At 59.3% G+C, this 19,171-nt stretch carries 12 protein-coding genes and 1 tRNA gene; 10 read left to right on the top strand and 3 right to left on the bottom strand.

What is annotated here, in order from left to right; translation table 11 throughout:
- The first annotated feature begins 99 nt into the window (after window positions 1-99).
- Window positions 100-1,713 (top strand): NAD(P)H-hydrate dehydratase, encoded by a 1,614-nt coding sequence (locus R1T40_RS06735; RefSeq protein WP_317386342.1) that lies wholly within the window; start codon window positions 100-102, stop codon window positions 1,711-1,713.
- Window positions 1,714-2,004: 291 nt separating this feature from the next.
- A tRNA-Leu gene (locus tag R1T40_RS06730) sits at window positions 2,005-2,088 on the top strand.
- 298 nt (window positions 2,089-2,386) lie between these two features.
- Here the strand turns inward: R1T40_RS06730 and R1T40_RS06725 are convergent.
- Window positions 2,387-4,498 (bottom strand): methyl-accepting chemotaxis protein, encoded by a 2,112-nt coding sequence (locus tag R1T40_RS06725; RefSeq protein WP_317386341.1) that lies wholly within the window; start codon window positions 4,496-4,498, stop codon window positions 2,387-2,389.
- A 480-nt stretch (window positions 4,499-4,978) separates the two neighbouring features.
- Here R1T40_RS06725 and R1T40_RS06720 point away from each other — a divergent pair, with 480 nt between their 5' ends.
- The 5 genes from R1T40_RS06720 (at window position 4,979) to R1T40_RS06700 (ending at window position 11,560) form a co-directional block, all read left to right on the top strand.
- The gene (locus R1T40_RS06720; protein WP_317386340.1) at window positions 4,979-5,965 is read left to right on the top strand and encodes a TAXI family TRAP transporter solute-binding subunit; all 987 of its coding nucleotides are present in this window, start codon (window positions 4,979-4,981) and stop codon (window positions 5,963-5,965) included.
- Window positions 5,962-6,432 (top strand): DUF1850 domain-containing protein, encoded by a 471-nt coding sequence (locus R1T40_RS06715; protein ID WP_317386339.1) that lies wholly within the window; start codon window positions 5,962-5,964, stop codon window positions 6,430-6,432. Before R1T40_RS06720 ends, R1T40_RS06715 begins: the two co-directional genes overlap by 4 nt.
- Window positions 6,432-8,444: a TRAP transporter permease gene (locus tag R1T40_RS06710; RefSeq protein WP_317386338.1), complete on the top strand. Its 2,013-nt coding sequence runs from the start codon at window positions 6,432-6,434 to the stop codon at window positions 8,442-8,444. Before R1T40_RS06715 ends, R1T40_RS06710 begins: the two co-directional genes overlap by 1 nt.
- A 69-nt stretch (window positions 8,445-8,513) precedes the next feature.
- On the top strand, window positions 8,514-10,244 hold the full coding sequence (locus R1T40_RS06705) for a sensor histidine kinase (protein WP_317386337.1): 1,731 nt from the start codon (window positions 8,514-8,516) through the stop codon (window positions 10,242-10,244).
- Window positions 10,241-11,560, top strand: a complete 1,320-nt coding sequence (locus R1T40_RS06700) for a sigma-54-dependent transcriptional regulator (protein ID WP_317386336.1) — start codon at window positions 10,241-10,243, stop codon at window positions 11,558-11,560. Before R1T40_RS06705 ends, R1T40_RS06700 begins: the two co-directional genes overlap by 4 nt.
- 94 nt (window positions 11,561-11,654) lie before the next feature.
- Here the strand turns inward: R1T40_RS06700 and R1T40_RS06695 are convergent, their stop codons facing one another.
- Both R1T40_RS06695 and R1T40_RS06690 read right to left on the bottom strand, forming a co-directional pair.
- Entirely contained in the window at window positions 11,655-11,876 is a 222-nt protein-coding gene (locus R1T40_RS06695) for a DUF2798 domain-containing protein (RefSeq protein ID WP_317386335.1), read from the bottom strand.
- A gap of 2 nt (window positions 11,877-11,878) precedes the next feature.
- Window positions 11,879-12,199, bottom strand: a complete 321-nt coding sequence (locus R1T40_RS06690) for a putative quinol monooxygenase (protein WP_317386334.1) — start codon at window positions 12,197-12,199, stop codon at window positions 11,879-11,881.
- Window positions 12,200-12,304: 105 nt separating this feature from the next.
- Here R1T40_RS06690 and R1T40_RS06685 point away from each other — a divergent pair, with 105 nt between their 5' ends.
- The 3 genes from R1T40_RS06685 (at window position 12,305) to R1T40_RS06675 (ending at window position 18,971) form a co-directional block, all read left to right on the top strand.
- Window positions 12,305-13,219 (top strand): LysR family transcriptional regulator, encoded by a 915-nt coding sequence (locus R1T40_RS06685; protein ID WP_317386333.1) that lies wholly within the window; start codon window positions 12,305-12,307, stop codon window positions 13,217-13,219.
- A gap of 250 nt (window positions 13,220-13,469) precedes the next feature.
- Window positions 13,470-16,259, top strand: a complete 2,790-nt coding sequence (locus tag R1T40_RS06680; protein ID WP_317386332.1) for a bifunctional aconitate hydratase 2/2-methylisocitrate dehydratase — start codon at window positions 13,470-13,472, stop codon at window positions 16,257-16,259.
- A 294-nt stretch (window positions 16,260-16,553) separates the two neighbouring features.
- Entirely contained in the window at window positions 16,554-18,971 is a 2,418-nt protein-coding gene (locus R1T40_RS06675) for a methyl-accepting chemotaxis protein (RefSeq protein WP_317386331.1), read from the top strand.
- The last annotated feature ends 200 nt before the right edge of the window (window positions 18,972-19,171 follow it).

The raw sequence follows: 19,171 nt of genomic DNA, 5'->3' as shown, positions 1-19,171 counted from the left end.
GGCGCAACTGCTGCAGGAATGTGCAGAAATCAGACGTTGTGATGAAAATTTAATCTGAGAGATTAAAAAATGTGCAGTTGTGAAATCTGAGGGCTTGTGATGACTGAATTACTGACGGCGACACAGATGCGAGTGATCGAAAAAGCAGCCATCGACGGCGGCGAGGTCACTGGTCTGGAGTTGATGGAGCGCGCAGGCGCAGCCGTGGTCGAGGCGATCTTTGAGGAATGGCCCCAGCTGGGCGCTGGGATGCTGCCGGATGGGGGCTCTGCCCCCCGGCCTGCGGCCGCCCCCCGAGGTATTTCTGAAAAGCTGAAGCGGGCAGTGGTTCTTTGTGGTCCGGGCAACAATGGCGGCGACGGGTTTGTGGTCGCACGATTGTTAAATGAGCGCGGCTGGGCGGTGGAAGTGTTCCTTTACGGGGATGCTGCTAAAATGCCGACAGATGCGCACACCAACTACTTACGCTGGAGTGCGATGGGGGCTGTTTCTCCTTTGGCGTCCTCAACGATTGAAGAGAGGCGGGTCTCGCAGCAGGCGGATCTGTTGATAGATGCCCTGTTTGGCATTGGGCTGACCCGGCCGGTGGAGTTGCCGTTGGTTGCACTGACAGCGGATCCAGCGATTGGGGAGACCCATAAGACGGTAGCGATTGATCTGCCTTCGGGGGTGTGCAGCGACAGCGGAAAGGAGCTTGGCGAGGAAGGTCGGGGGATCTGGGCGGATCTTACGGTGACATTCCACGCGCCAAAGCGTGGCCATGCTCTGGCGGACGGACCAGCGCGATGTGGCAGGCTGTTGGTCAAGTCTATTGGTTTGGATTCGCGCGCTGATCTTGGGTCGATGTCGCCTCCGGTGTTGATGGCGGCCCCCGAGGTGGCCTCGCTGGCGAAGGGGCAGGGGGCACATAAATTCACTTACGGTCATGCACTGGTCTTATCCGGTGGGGCAGGGCGCACTGGCGCAGCACGGCTGGCAGCGCGTGGAGCGCTGCGTGTCGGAGCGGGCCTGGTCACGCTTGGTGTGCCACCGTCAGCGCAGATGGAGGTCGCCTGTCAGATCACAGCTGTCATGCTGAAATGCGTCGGGGGAGCGGATGTGCTCGCCGAAATCCTTCAGGATGAGCGGATCAATGCGCTGTGCCTTGGCCCCGGATTGGGGCAGCAGCGGGCACGGGACCTGGTTCCTGTTGCCTTGGCGGCGAAGCGTGCCACGATTCTGGATGCCGATGCGCTCTCGGCATTTGCCGATGACCCGCGGCAGTTGTTCGACCTTCTGCACACGCAATGCGTGCTGACACCTCACGCTGGAGAGTTTGCCCGGTTGTTCCCCGACATTGCGGATCGCTTGGCGGCCCCGGCATCACAGGGCCCCGCTTTCTCAAAGGTTGATGCCACGCGCGAGGCGGCCAGACGTGCGGGATGTAGCGTGTTGTTCAAGGGAGCAGACACGGTGATCGCTGATCCGACAGGCCTGTGCTCGGTTCATGCTGCCGTCTATGCTCGATCAGCGCCTTGGCTCGCAACCGCCGGATCCGGCGATGTTCTGGCTGGTTTCATCACCGGGTTGCTGGCCCGCGGATTGGGTCCTCATGACGCAGCCGCTACAGCTGCCTGGTTGCATGTGGAATGCGCGCTGACGTTTGGTGCGGGTCTCATTGCGGAGGATCTGCCAGAGGAGCTGCCCAAGGTCCTGGCGCGTCGCAGTAGTTAGAGCCGTGTCTACCGTTCCTCATTGAAGCGATGGGTGCGAAAGCACTGGCAGCTTGTCGGGACAGAGGGTGGCAGAACGCCTGCAACGGTCATGCTTAGAGGTGCTAGCCTCGATCAAGAAGACCTCGTTCGTTCCGTTGGAAATAGGTACGAGCCAAGCCATGCCTTTGTGCGCAATCGCCTTTCACTCGACATCGCGATGATTTTTGATGGTTGCGAGGCGAATTTCTCTCGCATCCCCCAAAAAGCTCTGATATCGAACGACCTCGCGGCAGGCTGGTCTTGCTGCAGTGCGGGTGTGGCGGAATTGGTAGACGCACCAGATTTAGGTTCTGGCGCCTTTGGCGTGGGGGTTCGAGTCCCTTCACCCGCACCATTTTGGCTTTCAGTCATAGAGCGAACTTACGGCGCATGATTCCTGTGTACGAAGAGTGGCCTCTTCGATGAGTTTGCAACTTTCTCGATCTGTACAGTTTTGGTCGCTTGTCCGTTGAATGCATATTCTCCGGGCTTCGGAAGCAGTGAGGGCCAGCCACAGCCATTGCTGAATAGGGGGAAGCTTCACGTCTCAGCTCTGCTCGACCGGTCAGGCCAAAACTACGCCTCGCTTTGCGGGTCGCGAAGCGCAGAGGGGCCGCCTGCTGTGCGATGTTTCGACACGACTGCGTTGACGCCTATGCAACCTCACTCATGGGGGACTGAGTGTGACTGGAGCGCAATTCAAACCGTGCGATCATTTCCTCAAGGTGAGAGGCATCCGTACTGAGGGTGTGGCTGGTGGAATTGGACTGTTGGACCATGGCGGCGTTTTCCTGGGTCGCGGCGTCCAGGTGGGAAACGCCGGTATTGATTTCGGCAAGGCCGATCGCTTGCTCTTGCGCACTTTCCGCAATGTCCTTGACCAACTGTGAAATGTTCTCGACGCGCGAGAGAATGGATTCCAGAGCCGTACCGGATTGATTGACCAAGCCGACACCCGCCTCAACATGAGAGGAACTCTCTTGGATGTGCGTCTTGATTTCCTTGGCCGCTTCAGCCGAGCGCAGCGCCAACGACCGAACCTCCGATGCCACGACCGCAAACCCGCGGCCTGCTTCTCCGGCGCGTGCGGCCTCGACACCTGCGTTGAGAGCCAGGAGGTTGGTTTGGAAAGCAATATCGTCAATCACGCCGATGATCTGTGAAATTTGGTGGGAAGACTGTTCGATTGATGCCATGGCGGCGACGGCCTGCTTCACGACGGTCCCGTTTTCCGTTGCTTCGATCTGAGCATCAGATGTGGTTTCCTCGGCTGTTCTCGCTCCGTCAGCTGCAGAGCGAACACTTGCGGTCAACTGTTCCAGCGCCGCTGCAGTTTCTTCGAGAGTGGCTGCCTGGCCTTCGGTGCGTCGCGACAAGTCATCAGATCCAGACCGAATGTCGTCGGAGCTCTGATGAATGCGCTTGGATGTCTGCATGATTTCAGACAACGCGTCATTCAGGCGCGCACTGGCAGCATTGAAATCAATCCGCAAGCTTTCGTATTCGCTTGGAAAATTCTGGTCGAAAGAAACGGTCAGCTCGCCCTTGGAAAGACGCGAGAGACCGTCCTTCAGCTCTGCAACCACGAAATCCTGCTCTTCTTTTCGTGCCAGTTGCTCTGCTTCCAGGTCGAGTGCGTGACGTCGCATGGACATGGTTTCTTGCTTGAACTTGTAAATTGCATGGGCGAGGCGACTCAGTTCGTCTTTACCTTCGATATCCTTAATGAAGACGTCATACTCACCGCTTGCAAATCCATTGACCACGCTCGCAAGATACTTGATGCGTCGGATCATTCCTTCAAATGCGATCAGGGAAAAAACCAGAACTCCCAATCCGACCGCAATCCCTGCGACTAAGTGGAGAAGATATTTCCGCTCAGCTTTTGCTGAGACCTGTGCGGACAGATCGTAGGCGCGTTGCCCCATTTGGACTTCTTCATCTCGCAAAAGATCGATCCAAGATGTCGATATGTTGAACCACTCGCTCGGCGTCAGGGAGAAATCACCGGTTTCCATCCCACTGGCAACAGCCTCTCGGGCGGATTGAATGCGCTGGTACGGAGCCATCTCTGAAAGACCTGTGTACCAATCCTCCGCATCGAGAAGGAGGTTGGCTTCTCGAAGGTACGCAATTTGCACCGCGCGCCGCGACACATAATTTTCGTAAATGTCGAAATCAAAGCCAGCGGACAGACCGGATGCGCCCATTGCACGCTCCAGGCCAGCGCTTTCCTTGGCACCAGCGATCAGGTTCTTCACCTCGAGAAGTTTGACAATCGTGGTTTCGGTATGTTCACCGATCGCCGGGCGAGACAGGTCGAGCGTAACTTCAATCAACGCCGTGTAGACTTTCGCCATTTCAACAGGGGGGAGGCCCAGCGTGTCGACAGTGTTTCGTGTGCCCTCAAGAGCGGCGAGTCGCTCCGAGAATGCCTCGTAAGTACGTGGCTGGGTTTCTCCAAGGTGTTGCGCACGATCTCCGACTGCCGCGATACTCGCGTTGGTCTCGTCCCGTTGCGCCGTCAGCTCAGCTTGGAACCGGTTGCCCTTTGAACTGAGGAAGCCAGCGGAGTAGCCACGCTCCTTTTGAAGGTTGTGGATCAACTGGCTCAACGCGACGCCGTGACCGATCTGGGCCGTCGTGGACCTGGCTTCGGTCGCTATGGCGTCAAGGCCTTTGACGTCATCGTACAGCATATATGCCGCGAAGGCAGAAAGCGGTGCGATCACAAGGACCATCAGCAGGCGAAGTCGGAGTTTCATTAAACATCTCCCTTGAACAAAAACACGGCAACCAGATCGTCAAACAAAAAAACGGAGCGCTTAGGGAAACTCGCTCGAAAAGATGAATATTTTCTTTTTGTTTCGAGAGGGTTCATTTGGCGCTTGGAGATATTGTGCGAACAAATTTCAAATTAATGGATTTCAATCTTTTTAAATTACCTCTTCTGGCAATTTGTGTTGACCTGGCGTGCTGTCGAAAAATGACTTCTTTTTACGTTTTTCACGTCAATTTATTTTTGGTTTTACGTGGCTCTGCCGTGCAAGTCCGAGTGGTGCGCTTGAGTAGACGCACGGTACGCGGTATGGCAGAATTCTGCGCGCGCCATGGCGAGTGATTGCCAAGGAAGTCGTCTGCCGCGGCAAAAAGCAGTGCACATTCATTCGCTATTCTGAAAGTTTGAGCACATCGCGGGAGGAACGCGGGACGAACTTATAATTTTCCTGTCTTGGGAGGACAGCATGTTTAATACACTTCTTCGCGGGCCCAAGGGCCTGATCGGATCGGCTGCGCTGGTCGCATTGAGCCTGGGCACACCGGCCCTTGCGCAAGAGCAGCTCTCGATCGCCACCGGCGGCACCGGCGGCGTCTACTACCCCATGGGCGGTGGTCTGGCCGAGATCATCAACGGCCATGTCGACGGCTACTCCGCCACCGCCGAGGTCACAGGCGCGTCGGTCGAGAATATGGGCCTGATCGCAACCGGTGATGCGGATTTCGCAATTGGTCTGGCGGACACCGTGGCGCAGGCGCACAGCGGCACAGGTCGTTTTGATGGCCAGCAGCTGTCGATGGTGCGTGGCGTGGCCTCGCTCTATGCGAATATGGTGCATATTGTAGCACTCGAAGGCAGCGGCATCACCGCGCTGGAAGATCTGCGTGGCAAACGCGTGTCCATTGGTGCGCCGGGCTCCGGCACCGAGGTCAACACCTCCGCTATCCTCGAAGCCAACGGCATCACCTATGACGACATCGAAGAGCAGCGTCTGAACTTCAACGAAACAGCCGACGCGCTGGCCAATGGCGATATCGATGCGGGCTTCCTGTCCGTCGGTGCGCCGACCTCGTCGATCCTGAACCTCTCCACCACGCAGGACATCGTATTGATCGCCCTGACAGAGGACGAGCTGGCTGCCGCACTTGACGCAAATGCGACATTTGCCAAGACCACGCTGGTTGGCGGCACCTATACGGGTGTGGACGAAGACCTCACCGTGCTGGGCATTCCCAACGTGCTGACCGTATCGTCGGAAACTCCGGATGATCTGGTCTATGCGGTGACGAGCGCGATGTTCGGCAACATCAAAGAGTTGCAGGCTGTGCACCCGGCAGCGAAGCAGACCACCGTTGAGTTCACGCTCGACGCGACACCGGTTCCGCTGCACCCCGGCGCGATCCGCTACTTCGAGGAAATCGGCGCCGAAGTTCCGGACCGCCTGCGTCCGTGACCGGCAGACTAGGTGGAGGAGGGCTTCTGGCTCTCCTCCTGTGCGTCGCGTCGCCTGCGTCCGCCGACGTGCTTGTTGCCACGCGGCCCAATGACGAGCAGATCGCCCGGTTTTCGGTGCCCGAGGGCAGTGAGTGGTGCGTAAAGTGGCACCACTCGGTCAAAGGGTTCGAAGTCTCGGATTGCTACGAGAACCGCGGGGGCCAGATGGTCCTCGTATGGTCACATCTGCCGGACTTCGCGGCGGGGCTGGATCATATTCCCGGGCGCGGACGACAGGTGTCGGACGGGCAGGGTGGCTATTTCATACTCGATATCGACGAGCCGGTGCCCGGCAACACCTATGTGTTGCGCCCGGGGGCGGGGCCGGTCGATCACCGGCTGCAGGTGGGCGACAAGGTCGTTTCCCTGTCTGCTGTGGCACCGCGCGAGCGGGTGCGGATTACCCTGAGAGGGAAGACTGACTGATGACAACAGACACCGACATCACCCCTGTTCCACCACCGCAACCGCGCCTTCTGTTGCGGGCGATTGCCGTGATCGGGATCGCGCTTTCACTGTTCCAGCTGTATGCGGCGGGGGTGCAGCCACTGGGCCTGTTTTTCCAGCGGCCCATCCACCTGGGCTTTATTCTGGTGCTCTGTTTCCTGATCTACCCGGTCTTCGGCCGGGATCAACCGCGCGGTCTGTTGGGCTGGGCGATCGACGGGCCGCTGATCCTGTGTGGTATCGCGGTCGGGGCCTGGGTGCCCATGAATATCGATATCATCGCCAACCAGATCTTTCCGCGCCAGATTGATGTCTGGATGGGGGTCCTGACCCTCTTTGTCGTGCTGGAGGGCGCACGCCGTTCCGTCGGACTTGGCATGACGATCATCGGGGCCTTCTTTCTGGCCTATGCCTTTGCGGGCTCCCGCGGGGAGTTGCCGTTTCTGTCGGACTGGATGCCCGGCATTCTGAACCACCGCGGCTACCCGCTGGAACGGGTTGCCAGTCAGATGACGCTGGGTGCCGAGGGGATCTTTGGCATCCCGCTTGGTGTTGCGGCGACTTTTGTCTTTGTTTTTGTGCTGTTCGGGGCCTTTCTTGAGGTCACAGGTGCAGGCAAGTTCTTCATTGATCTCGCCTATGCTGCGACAGGGCGACAGCGTGGCGGTCCGGCCAAGGCTGCAGTTATCGCAAGCGCCGGCATGGGGTCGATCAGCGGATCGGCCATCGCCAATGTGGTCACCACGGGCGCGTTCACCATTCCGCTGATGAAAAAGCTGGGCTATCGGCCCGCACAGGCCGGCGGCATCGAGGCCGCGGCATCGACCGGCGGCCAGATCATGCCACCCTTGATGGGGGCGGGCGCGTTCTTGATGTCGGAGTTCACGCGGGTGCCTTACGTGGACATCGTGCTGGTGTCGATTTTCCCGGCAGTGCTCTATTTCGGCGTGGTGTACCTGCTGGTGCATATTGCGGCCATCAAGCAGGGCATGACGGGGCTGAGCGCCACTGATCTGCCGCGCACGCGCAAGGTTCTGGCCGAAGGCTGGCATTTCCTGCTGCCACTTGTGGCCTTGGTGGCCCTGCTGGTGGCGGGATATTCGCCAATGCGTGTGGGCTTTTATGCCATCCTGTCGATCATGGCGGCAGCAGCGGCGCGGGCGCTTTGGAATTTCGCAGCCTCGGGACCCAGCATGGCGCGGTTCGTTGCCATGTGTCGCAAAGGCGTAGAGCTAACGCTGGAGGCGTTGGAACTTGGCGCACGCAACGCGGTTGCGGTGTCGATGGCCTGCGCCGTGGCCGGGATCATTGTAGGTGTCGTTGGTTTGACCGGCTTGGGCCTGAAATTCTCGGCCATGATGATCGCGTTTTCCGGCGGCAACCTGTTGCTCGCGCTGCTGCTGGTGATCATTGCATCGCTCATCCTGGGGATGGGGCTTCCGGTGACCGCCGCCTATATCGTGCTTATCATCCTTGTTGGCCCTGCCCTGACCGAGGAGTTCGGGGTGCCGGTTCTGATCGCGCACCTGGTGGTCTTCTGGTATTCGCAGGACAGCAACGTGACGCCGCCTGTGGCTTTGGCCGGGTTCGCCGGGGCCGCCATCGCGGGGTCAAAGCCCATGGAAACCAGCGTTCAGGCGTGGAAATACGCCAAAGGGCTGTATCTGATCCCGCTGTTCATGGTGTTCAACGAGGAAATCATCATCGGTGGCCCGCTGCCGCTGGTGCTGTGGAGCGGGGCGATTGCCATACTCGGGCTGGTGGCATTTGCCGCGGTGCTCGAGGCCTTCTTGTGGCGGCCAATGCAGCTTTGGATGCGGGTGCTGCTGATGCCCGGCATTGTCGCCTTGTTCTGGCCTGAGCTGATGGTCGAAATCGCCGGTGCGGCTCTTGTTGTGGCACTGCTGGCGCTGAACTGGATGCAGTCGCGTCGGGATCGGGAGACTGGACAGGATGGGACCGTCGGCCAGTCTGATCTCAGCCATCCGTGATGGTATGAAGCTCCGTGATGACGTCGCCCGCGCAAACGCCATCTTCATGACAGGCGTCAGGTCATGAAGATGGCGCGCCCTCTGATGCTGGCGGGGCTGTCGGCCCTGCTGGTCTGGTTCATTGCGCAAACCCTTGCGGTGAACACGGCGCGGCGGGAGCTGGATCAAACGCTATTACTGACCACCCGCGCGGTGGAGGCAGAGGTGGAGCGTTTGCGCGCTCTGCCTGCTGTCGTTGGTGAAGACGCCCGTATCCGCGACGCGCTTGCGGGCGATGGGCCTTTGCAGGACGCCAATACCTATCTTGAGGCGGTTGCGGCGCATGTCGGGGCGGAGGAATTGTTTCTGATCAACGCCGAAGGCGACACGATTGCGGCGTCGAACTGGAACACGGACGGCAGCTACATCGGGCAAAATTATGCCTTCCGACCTTATTTTCAGGACGCCATCACAGAGGGCCAGGGGCAATTTTACGCCATTGGTGTCACGACCGGTATTCCGGGGTATTTCCTCGCCGCACGTGTCGAGGTCGGCGGTGCCGAGGGCGTCGTGGCTGTGAAACAGGATCTTTCCATCCTTCAGGACACATGGCGCGCGGCAGAGGCGGACATCGCCCTTGCGGATGAACATGGCGTCGTATTCCTGTCTGCACGCCCGGATTGGCAATATCGCCCGCTTGTGAAGCTGACGCCGGACGCTCTGGCACAGCTTGTTACTACGCGCGCCTACGAAGGGGTCGGGCTGGGCGAAACCGCGCCTTTGTTGACGGAGCCGCCGGTCGGCGGTGATGCGCGGGGCCGGAACTGGATCGCGCGGATCGGAGCGGTTCCGGCAACCGGCGGGCAGGTGGTCGCGATCCGTCCCTTGGGGGCGCTGCAGTTGATGGCCTTCGGGTGGGCAGTGCTGGCCGCGCTGGCGGCGCTTGCGGTTGCGGCAACCGTCAAGGCGCTTGAACAACGTCGCCAGATCACCGCCTTGCGCCTGTCGCAATCGGAAAAGATGGAAGCCATGGTTGTTGCGCGCACCGCGGATCTTGCCCGTGAGGTCGATGCACGCAGACAGGCCGAAGCTGACCTGCGCGCCACACAAGAGGCGCTGATCCATGCGGAGAAAATGGCCGCCATGGGCCGCATGTCCGCCGCGATCGTCCATGAGATCAGCCAGCCCCTTGCCGCGATGGAGGCAACATTGTCCGCAGCCGAAATGGGCATGAAGCCCCCGGATGCTGCGACGGTCACCCGGATCGGCAAGGCGCGCGACATGATCCGTCGGATGCAACGCACCACCAAACACCTCAAGAGCTTCGCCCGGAAAGAAAACGCCGAACTCAGCCTGATAGATCTGCGCACGCCGTTGAAATCGGCGCTTGATCTGGTTCTGCCCCGGGCCAAGGTGGTTGGTGTCACGCCCGATATTCAGGTGCCGGAGGGCAAAGTGCCGGTCATGGCGGGAGCCGTCCGGGTCGAACAGGTGATCGCAAACCTGCTGTTGAACGCGCTTGATGCCATCGAGGCCAAACCGGACTCGTCGGTGACCGTAACGCTGACGACCGAAGGTGATCAGGCCCTCATAGAGGTCTGCGACACTGGGGTCGGGATTTCGGAACAGGACCTGCCGCGGGTGACGGATCCGTTCTTCTCGACCAAGCTGACAGGCGAGGGTCTGGGACTTGGCCTTGCGATCTGCAAGGCGATCCTGACTGATTTTCGCGGAACACTGGATATCTGGTCAGCGCCAGAGCAAGGCACGCGGGTCACCATCGCCCTGCCGATTGCCGAGAAGAAGGAAGAGACACGATGACAGCCTGCATTCACATTGTGGACGATGATGCAGATCATCTGTCGGCGCTGTGCGATTTGGTGGCAACTGCGGGCTATGAGGTCCATGGGTTCGAGGCTGCAGAGGCGGTCCTGGCCGCCTTGACGGATCCGCCCAATATGGTGATCAGCGATCTGCGCATGCCGGGCATGGACGGGATGGGGTTGCTCAAGGCGCTGCGCGAACAGACCTTGGCTGTTCCGGTCATTCTGTTGACGGGTCACGGCGATGTCGCACATGCGGTCGAGGCGATCCGCGCAGGTGCTGAGGATTTTCTGGAAAAACCCTATGATTCCGCACATTTGCTGTCCGTCATTCAACGCGCGCTGAATGCCCAGGCCGCCCGCAACGAGGTGGTGCGTCTTCAGCAGGTCCTGGCCGAACGGGATCGGGTTAGCATTCTGGGCAAATCACGCGCGATGGCCAGCTTTCGAGATCGCATCGCAGCGCTGGCCTCAGTTGATCTGGACGTGGTCATTACGGGCGACACCGGGACAGGCAAGGAGCTGGCCGCGCGCGCGATCCATGCTGGCAGTGCGCGTGCAGAGCAGCCGTTCATCGCGATGAACTGTGCGGCCGTTCCGGACGCGATGGCCGAAACCATCCTGTTTGGACATAGCGAAGGGGCCTTCGCCCATGATGTGAATGGTCGAGCTGGCAAGTTGGAAGCCGCTGACGGCGGTACGCTGATGCTGGATGAGGTCGAAACCATGTCGCCGGCCATTCAGGCAAAGCTGCTGCGTGTCCTGCAGGAGCGTATGGTTGAACGCATCGGTGACACCACGCCACGTCCGCTCAATATCCGTGTCATCGCGACGACGAAAACGCCATTGCGCCAGCTCGATGCGTTCCGCTCTGATCTCTATTTCAGGCTGGCGGGGGTCGAGCTTGCGGCGCCGACCTTGCGCGAAGCGGGGGAGGATATTCCCCTGATCTTTTCTCACTATGCCCAACTTGCGGCCCGCCGCTACGGGCGTCCTGACCCCGAATTGCCATGGCAGGCACAGCAAAAGCTCAAGCGTTTGGGCTGGCCCGGCAATATCCGTGAGCTGAAGGCCTGCGCCGAAGCCTATGCCCTTGGATTGTTTGAGATACCGCAGGGCGCCGGGGCGTCACCCGGTCCGCTGACACTGGCGGATCGTGTGGCGGAATTTGAGGCGCGTGAGATTGCGGCGGTGCTGGACGCGCATGCCGGCAACACCCTTCGCGCGGCTGAAACACTTGGGCTTCCGCGCCGCACGCTCAACGACAAGATGCGCCGGTACGGAGTGTCCTCGGAGCCTGCGCATAAAGAGTGACAGAAGGCTTGCGTCCGGCACTCCGGCGCGTCGGGTTTGAGCAGGCGCGTGACATCCTGCCCAAACCCGACGCGCCGGAGCGAAGCCAGTCCCGTCAGGAGTGCCACCCACCGGCCAGCCGTTGGCTCAGCCGCAGGATCGGAGGTCCCGCCACAAAGGCGACCCCAGCGGCAGCGGGCCAGGCCAACGCGAAGGCCCGGGCCCAATTGCCAAGGAAATCGGATGACCACCCGAGGTTGATCAGGGTGACCCATAGGGTCATCAGGCTGCACAGCACCAGCGACATCAGTGCTGCGAACAGGATGCGCTGCAACATGCTCAGTCTCCGGACGCGGGCGTGGGCGCGGGATCACCGCTGACGTCGGTGAGTTTTTCGATGTAGCAGACCCGCGTCATGCCGGTGGCGAGCACCGCCTTGGTGTGCTCATACTCAAAATGCCGCGCCAACGCGTCGGGGCCTGTCCAGCATTCCCACAGGGTAAAGCGCTGCGGATCCTCGATATTCTGGCGCACCTCGAAGAAGATGCAGCCGGGCTCATCGCGCGTGGTTTCAGCCAAGCCCGCCAGCATACTTGCAGCGGCTTGCGGATCGGTTCCCGGGGTCAGCTCAAGACCGGCGCTTACATAATAACGGCTCATTTCGTCACTCCTTGTGGTTGGAAGTCTCTTCAGAGTGAGGTTTGGCATTGTTCAAAAGTGAAATATATTGTCAATTACAGAAGTCTAAATTCCGGATTTGAAATCATGCTCGATGATGTCGCCTTGTTTGTTCATATCGTTCAGGCCAATGGTTTGGCGGCGGCTGGGCTGCGTCTGAACATTCCGGCGGCGACGGTGACCCGTCGCCTGCGTCGGCTGGAGGACGCGCTGGGTGTGCAGCTCATCCATCGGTCGGCGCGCAGTTTCGCGCTGACCCCTCAGGGCAGCGTTTACTATCAGGAGCTGGGTGCGCAGATCGCCCAGATTGAGCGCACGCTTCAGGGGCTGGACGATGATCAGCGCAAAATGGCGGGGAGCCTGACCGTGGCCGCGCCAACCAATATGTCGCTTCATGTGCTTGAGCCTATGTGGGCGGATTTTGTGGCGCAGTATCCTGATATTCAGCTGGATCTCAGGCTATCCAATTCCCGTGTCGATCTTGTGGAGATCGGTGCGGACCTCGCGTTGCGTGCCGGGCCGCAACCGGATTCGGCGCTGTTTCAAAAGCGCCTCGGCACGGCGCGGACCATCATTGCTGCCTCACCTGAATATCTGGCCAAGGCAGGAACGCCGATGGCGCCACAGGATCTGGCGGACCATCGCATTATCGGTGTGAAGGTGCTGCCCTCGTGGGAGCTGACCTGTCTGCAGACCGATGCGCGCACGACCTTGCGATTGACGGCGGCAACGGCGGTGGACGACATCGGGCTGGCGGCCCGGCTGGCCACGCGGGGGCAGGGGATGACGCTGATACCAGTGTCCGAGATTATCGAGGAAATCCGGTCTGGCGCGCTGATGCATGTGCTGCCGGAGTGGCGCGGACAGAACCGGGCCATCTATGCCGTCTGGCCAACTGGACGTCTGCTCAGCGCGCGGGCCCGTTGCTTTCTCGACTTTATGGCAGAGTATATCGCGGCCGATCCCTGCCTGCAGGGAGAGGTGCCGGTTGCGTTGCCGTAATGAGCAAGCAGGTGCTTCATGCAGCGGACGCACTGCATTTTTGTATCTGTCGGGCACAGAACCCGATAGGATGTCGACAGCCTATTCCGCTTGGCGCCGACGGTGAGAGGCTTCACCTTGTCGGGCGGGAACATCTTGCAACGTGAACACCACTGGTATACTGCCGCATACAGCAAGCTTGACGCGGCTCGCCAAGAGTGTTTGCGAACCCGTTTCAAGCTTCTTCTTACATTAAATCGTCGGGACCGTCATGAGCTTGTACACAGACTACCTAGAAGAGATCGAAACGCGTAAGAGCGAAGGGCTGCACCCCAAGCCCATCGACGATGGCGCGCTGGTCGCAGAGCTGATTTCTCAGATCAAAGAGGTCGGCAACCCGCACCGCGAAGACTCGCTCAAGTTCTTCATCTACAACACGCTGCCAGGCACCACGAGTGCGGCGGGCGTGAAGGCGGCGTTCCTGAAGGAGATTATCCTCGGCGAGGCTGAAGTGGCGGAAATCACGCCGGAATTCGCGTTTGAGCTGCTGTCGCACATGAAGGGCGGTCCCTCCGTTGAGGTTCTTCTGGATCTCGCACTGGGGCAGGATGCCGATGTGGCAGCGCAGGCGGCAGAGGTTCTGAAAACCCAGGTCTTCCTTTATGAGGCGGACATGGAGCGTCTGGAGGCAGCCCATAAGGCTGGAAATCCAGTCGCCAAGGACGTGCTGCAAAGCTACGCAAAAGCCGAGTTCTTCACCAAGCTCCCCGACATCGACGACGAGATCAAGGTCGTGACCTACATCGCCGCCGAAGGCGATATTTCGACGGACCTTCTGTCCCCCGGCAATCAGGCGCACTCGCGTTCGGACCGTGAACTGCACGGTAAATGCATGATTTCCGAGGCCGCGCAAAAGGAAATCGAGGCGCTGAAGTTGCAGCATCCCGACAAGCGCGTGATGCTGATCGCCGAAAAAGGCACCATGGGCGTCGGCTCCTCGCGGATGTCGGGCGTGAACAACGTGGCGCTCTGGACTGGCAAGCAGGCCAGCCCCTATGTGCCCTTCGTGAACTACGCCCCCGTGGTTGCAGGCACCAATGGCATCTCGCCGATCTTCCTCACCACCGTGGGTGTGACCGGTGGCATTGGTCTCGACCTCAAGAACTGGGTCAAGAAGGTCGACAGCGACGGCAAGGCGATCCTCAACAATGACGGCAACCCGGTGCTTGAGCAGAAATACTCGGTTGAGACCGGCACCGTGCTGAAGATCGACACCAAGACCAAGATGCTCTTGGACGAAGACGGCAAGGAACTGGTGGATGTCTCCTCCGCGTTCACGCCGCAGAAGGTCGAGTTCATGAAAGCGGGCAGCTCTTATGCTGTGGTCTTTGGCAAGAAGCTGCAGACATTTGCGGCCGAAACCCTCGGCATCGAGGTTCCGCTGGTCTTTGCTCCGGCCAAGGAAGTCAGCCATGAGGGCCAAGGCCTGACTGCGGTTGAGAAGATCTTCAACCGCAACGCGGTGGGCAGCACGCCGGGCAAGACCCTGCATGCGGGCTCTGACGTGCGGGTAAAGGTCAATATCGTCGGCTCGCAAGACACCACCGGCCTGATGACCTCGCAGGAACTGGAGGCCATGGCGGCCACCGTGATCTCGCCCACCGTTGATGGTGCCTATCAGTCCGGCTGTCACACCGCCTCGGTCTGGGACAAGAAGGCACAGGCCAACATTCCGCGCCTGATGAACTTCATGAACACCTTCGGCCTGATCACCGCGCGTGATCCCAAAGGCGAATATCACGCGATGACCGACGTGATCCACAAGGTGCTGAACGATATCACCGTGGACGACTGGGCGATCATCATCGGCGGCAACTCCCATACCCGCATGTCCAAGGGCGTGGCCTTTGGCGCCAACTCCGGCACCGTGGCACTGGCTCTGGCCACCGGCGAGGCGACCATGCCGATCCCTAAATCGGTCAAGGTGACCTTCACCGGCACCATGCAGGATCACATGGATTTCCGTGATGTCGTGCATGCCACGCAGGCCCAGATGCTGAAGCAATTCGGCGACAACGTGTTCCAGGGCCGGATCATCGAAGTGCACATCGGCACCTTGCTGGCGGATCAGGCCTTTACGTTCACCGACTGGACCGCGGAGATGAAGGCGAAGGCCTCCATCTGTATTTCGCAGGACGATACGTTGATTGAATCGCTCGAGATCGCCAAGAGCCGCATTCAGATCATGATCGACAAAGGCATGGAAAACGCCGCCGGCACGCTTCAGGGTCTGATCGACAAGGCCGATCAGCGTATCGCGGAGATCAAATCCGGTGAAAAACCGGCGCTGTCGCCCGATGACACCGCGAAGTATTTTGCGGAGGTTGTGGTTGATCTCGATGTGATCGACGAGCCGATGATCGCCGACCCGGATGTCAACAACGAGGATGTCTCCAAGCGCTACACCCATGACACCATCCGTCCGGTGTCTTACTACGGCGCGCAGAAAAAGGTCGATCTCGGCTTTGTCGGCTCCTGCATGGTGCACAAGGGCGATATGAAGATCGTCGCCCAGATGCTCAAGAACCTTGAGAAAGACCAGGGCAAGGTAGAGTTCAAGGCGCCATTGGTGGTCGCGGCTCCAACCTACAATATCGTCGACGAGCTTAAGGAAGAGGGCGACTGGGCGATCCTGCAGAAATACTCGGGTTTTGAGTTCGATGATCTGTTCCCCAAGGGCGAGGCGCGGACCGAGTACGAGAACATCCTGTATCTGGAGCGTCCGGGCTGTAACCTCTGCATGGGCAATCAGGAAAAGGCAGCCAAGGGCGATACCGTTCTGGCGACCTCCACACGCCTGTTCCAGGGCCGTGTGGTTGAGGATGCGGCCGAGAAGAAGGGCAAGTCCCTGCTGGCCTCGACACCAGTGGTGGTCTTGTCCGCCATTCTTGGCCGGACGCCCAGCATCGAGGAGTATAAGGCAGCGATCGAAGGGATCGACCTGACTAAATTCGCCCCGCCGCTGGAAAAGCCGGCTGGCGCTCGCTCCGCTCACTTCTGATAACCTGACCGAAGGGGCGGGCACGCTCTCGTCCCTTTTTCGAGCAGGTTTGAGCTCTGACAAAACCACAAGGCGCGCTCTATCAAGGGCGCGCTTTTTTTATTTGCGGATCAACTGACCGGACGTGGAATTTTTGCACGCGACAATGCCACGTAAAGACACCGATATTCTGCCGTTAAATGGCTGGAAACCATATAATTCACGAAGTCTAAAGGCCTTGTCGACTAATTTTTCATCAGAAGTTTGGCGTGCCGCTCATTTTGTTTCGGGCGGATTGGTAACGAGGATCCGAGAATGTTTCGTTTGAGTAATCTCAAGCTTGGCTTGAAACTGCCTATTATGATCGCACTGCCCGTAGTGATAATTGTTCTTGCGTCGGGGGCATTGCAGCTGTCGCAGATGTCGCAGGCAGTCGATGAAGAACACAAGGCGACATACGAGGGCTTTGTGCAGGGACGTAAGCGCGCGCTGGAATGGTGGCTGAACGAGGTGCAGGGCGAAGTGGTAGCGCTGCGGTCCAGCTTCGCAATTCAGACAGCGGTGACCGAATTTTCGCAGGCCTGGAAGGCGGTCGATGGCGATCCGCAAGCACAGCTGCGCCAATCCTACATCGTCGACAATCCGCACCCGGTGGGAGAGAAGGACGTCCTGGAAAATGCCGGGGACGGGTCCGGATGGTCCGCAGTCCACCAGCGCCATCACGGCGGGCTGCGGGCGTTCCTGCAATCTCGTGGATATTACGATCTGTTCCTCTTCGATATGGACGGGAATCTGATCTATTCGGTGTTCAAGGAAGACGATTTTGGTCTGAACTTTGAGACTGGGAAATACAAGGACTCCGGTCTCGGAGAGGTGTTCCGGGAGGGGCGCTCACTGGCCGAGGGGGCATTCTACATGACGTCTCTTGCGCCTTATGCACCAAGTGCCGGCGCGCAGGCCATGTTCATGTCGACGCCGATCTTTGTTGACGGGCAGCAGGCTGGCGTTCTGGCTGTGCAGTTTCCGCTCGACGGGATCATGCGCATCCTGTCTCAGTCCGAACAGATGGGCCAGACCGGTTTCATTTACCTGGTCGATCAGAACGGCATGTCGTTAACGGAATCGCCGCATGAAGGCGGGTTTTCTGCCTATGATGTACTGCCGGAGCGTGAACAGATCCGCGCGGCTCTCGCAGGGGAGCATCAGTATTTTGATCCGGCGATCGGGGTTGGCGGGCATGACGTGATTTCTGTCGCTGATAGCGTGACCATACCAAACGGAGAACGGTGGGGACTGGTCTATGAAATTGACCGGTCAGAGGCGATGGCGGTTGTCAATAAGGCGACGACCAACGCGTTGATCGAACTGGCGGTCACCAGTCTTCTGGTGGTACTGGCGTCTTGGCTCGCAGTGCGCGGCGTTGTCAAACGTCTGGAGCGGCTCGCCGGTCACGTGGAAGAGCTGGCAGATGAAAACTACAACGAGGAAATCACAGGACGGAGCATCGGCGATGAGGTTGGATTTATCTCCAAGACCCTGTCCAATCTTCAGGTTCGGCTGCAGGAAGGTGCTGCCGCTAAGGAGCGCGAAAAGGAGATTCAGGAAGGCAATGCAATGGTGGTGCGTACGCTTAGCAACGCCTTGATGAACCTTGCAAAAGGCGACTTCCGCAACAAGGTGCTGAAGTTCTTCCCGGTTGAACACAAGAAGCTTCGTTACAGCATCAACGATGCGATGACGGAGCTGAGTACGGTGATTGAATCTGTGCGTGAAACGGCGGAGAGCATTGCTCAAGGCGCGATAGAAGTCAGCTCTTCTGCCGATGATCTGTCGTCGCGCACGGAAAGCCAGGCCGCAACGCTGGAGCAAACGGCTGCGGCTCTGGAGCAGGTCACCTCGAGTGTGAAATCGGCCAATGACAACGTTCTCAATGTTGAGCATACGGTCACGCAAGCGCGTGGAATGGCCGAGGAGAGCGGAACCATTGTGAAAGAGACGATCGACGCGATGAACGGGATCGAAGAGTCATCTCAGAAGATCAGCAACATCATCAGCGTTATCGATGACATTTCTTTCCAGACCAACCTCTTGGCGTTGAATGCCGGTGTCGAGGCCGCCCGTGCGGGAGAGGCGGGACGTGGCTTTGCCGTGGTGGCATCGGAGGTGCGCGGCCTGGCGCAGAGGTCCTCCGAGGCCGCGCTTGAAATTAAGGCACTGATCGAAACCAGTGGCCATCAGGTTGGTCGCGGTGTGCAGATGGTTGACAAGACGGGCAACGCGCTGACCCAGATCGTTGATCAAGTGAAGCATATCTCGGTCCTGATCAACGAGATTGCACAATCCTCTCAGGAACAATCCACGGCACTTACTGAAATCAACATTGGTATGTCGCAGCTTGATCAGGTGACGCAGAGCAATGCCGCAATGGTCGAGGAAAATACCGCTGCCGCCCACATGTTACGGTCGGATTCGGATCGCCTTGCGCAATTTGTGGGCCGCTTTCAGACCCAAAACCAGCGCGGTGAGGGCGAGGCGTCGCAAGGCACCGTGGCCGTGGATGCCACTGCGACCGAGATTGCGCCGCCAGACCAAATCGCGGCACCGATCAGCCATGCGGAATCGGAGCCGAAAGCCAACGATGAGGACACCGGCGGGCAGGCGCAAGTGGCGTCCGACCCCACTTCGGACGTACAGCCCGCAAAGCGTGCCAACGAGCGGTGGGCTGATTTCTAAGCCCATCGCCAGATGATACCGCGCAGTATGTCGGTCGGGGCACCGACCGACAGTGACTGGCGGGAAAGTATTGGTGGCGGAGCAGGAAGGGTTGTGCAGCTTCGCGATTTTGATACTGGGTCGACACCGGGGCTATGCCACGCCTTCGCTTCCGATTGCGCGAGCCGACTGTGAAAGTGAGCTTGCCAGATCACCACTTA

The sequence above is a fragment of the Tritonibacter scottomollicae genome (assembly GCF_032924845.1).
In the GTDB taxonomy this organism is placed as follows: Bacteria; Pseudomonadota; Alphaproteobacteria; order Rhodobacterales; family Rhodobacteraceae; genus Epibacterium; species Epibacterium scottomollicae.
Note: the sequence above shows the minus strand (reverse complement) of the source record. Positions and strands in the feature narration are given on the sequence as shown.

What these genes read in the sequence shown, in the direction of transcription:
- R1T40_RS06695 (WP_317386335.1), bottom strand. Translation starts at nt 11,876, where the DNA reads ATGTTGCAGCGCATCCTGTTCGCAGCACTGATGTCGCTGGTGCTGTGC.
- R1T40_RS06705 (WP_317386337.1), top strand. Translation starts at nt 8,514, where the DNA reads ATGGCGCGCCCTCTGATGCTGGCGGGGCTGTCGGCCCTGCTGGTCTGG.
- R1T40_RS06685 (WP_317386333.1), top strand. Translation starts at nt 12,305, where the DNA reads ATGCTCGATGATGTCGCCTTGTTTGTTCATATCGTTCAGGCCAATGGT.
- R1T40_RS06690 (WP_317386334.1), bottom strand. Translation starts at nt 12,199, where the DNA reads ATGAGCCGTTATTATGTAAGCGCCGGTCTTGAGCTGACCCCGGGAACC.
- R1T40_RS06710 (WP_317386338.1), top strand. Translation starts at nt 6,432, where the DNA reads ATGACAACAGACACCGACATCACCCCTGTTCCACCACCGCAACCGCGC.
- R1T40_RS06720 (WP_317386340.1), top strand. Translation starts at nt 4,979, where the DNA reads ATGTTTAATACACTTCTTCGCGGGCCCAAGGGCCTGATCGGATCGGCT.
- R1T40_RS06700 (WP_317386336.1), top strand. Translation starts at nt 10,241, where the DNA reads ATGACAGCCTGCATTCACATTGTGGACGATGATGCAGATCATCTGTCG.
- R1T40_RS06680 (WP_317386332.1), top strand. Translation starts at nt 13,470, where the DNA reads ATGAGCTTGTACACAGACTACCTAGAAGAGATCGAAACGCGTAAGAGC.
- R1T40_RS06735 (WP_317386342.1), top strand. Translation starts at nt 100, where the DNA reads ATGACTGAATTACTGACGGCGACACAGATGCGAGTGATCGAAAAAGCA.
- R1T40_RS06675 (WP_317386331.1), top strand. Translation starts at nt 16,554, where the DNA reads ATGTTTCGTTTGAGTAATCTCAAGCTTGGCTTGAAACTGCCTATTATG.
- R1T40_RS06725 (WP_317386341.1), bottom strand. Translation starts at nt 4,498, where the DNA reads ATGAAACTCCGACTTCGCCTGCTGATGGTCCTTGTGATCGCACCGCTT.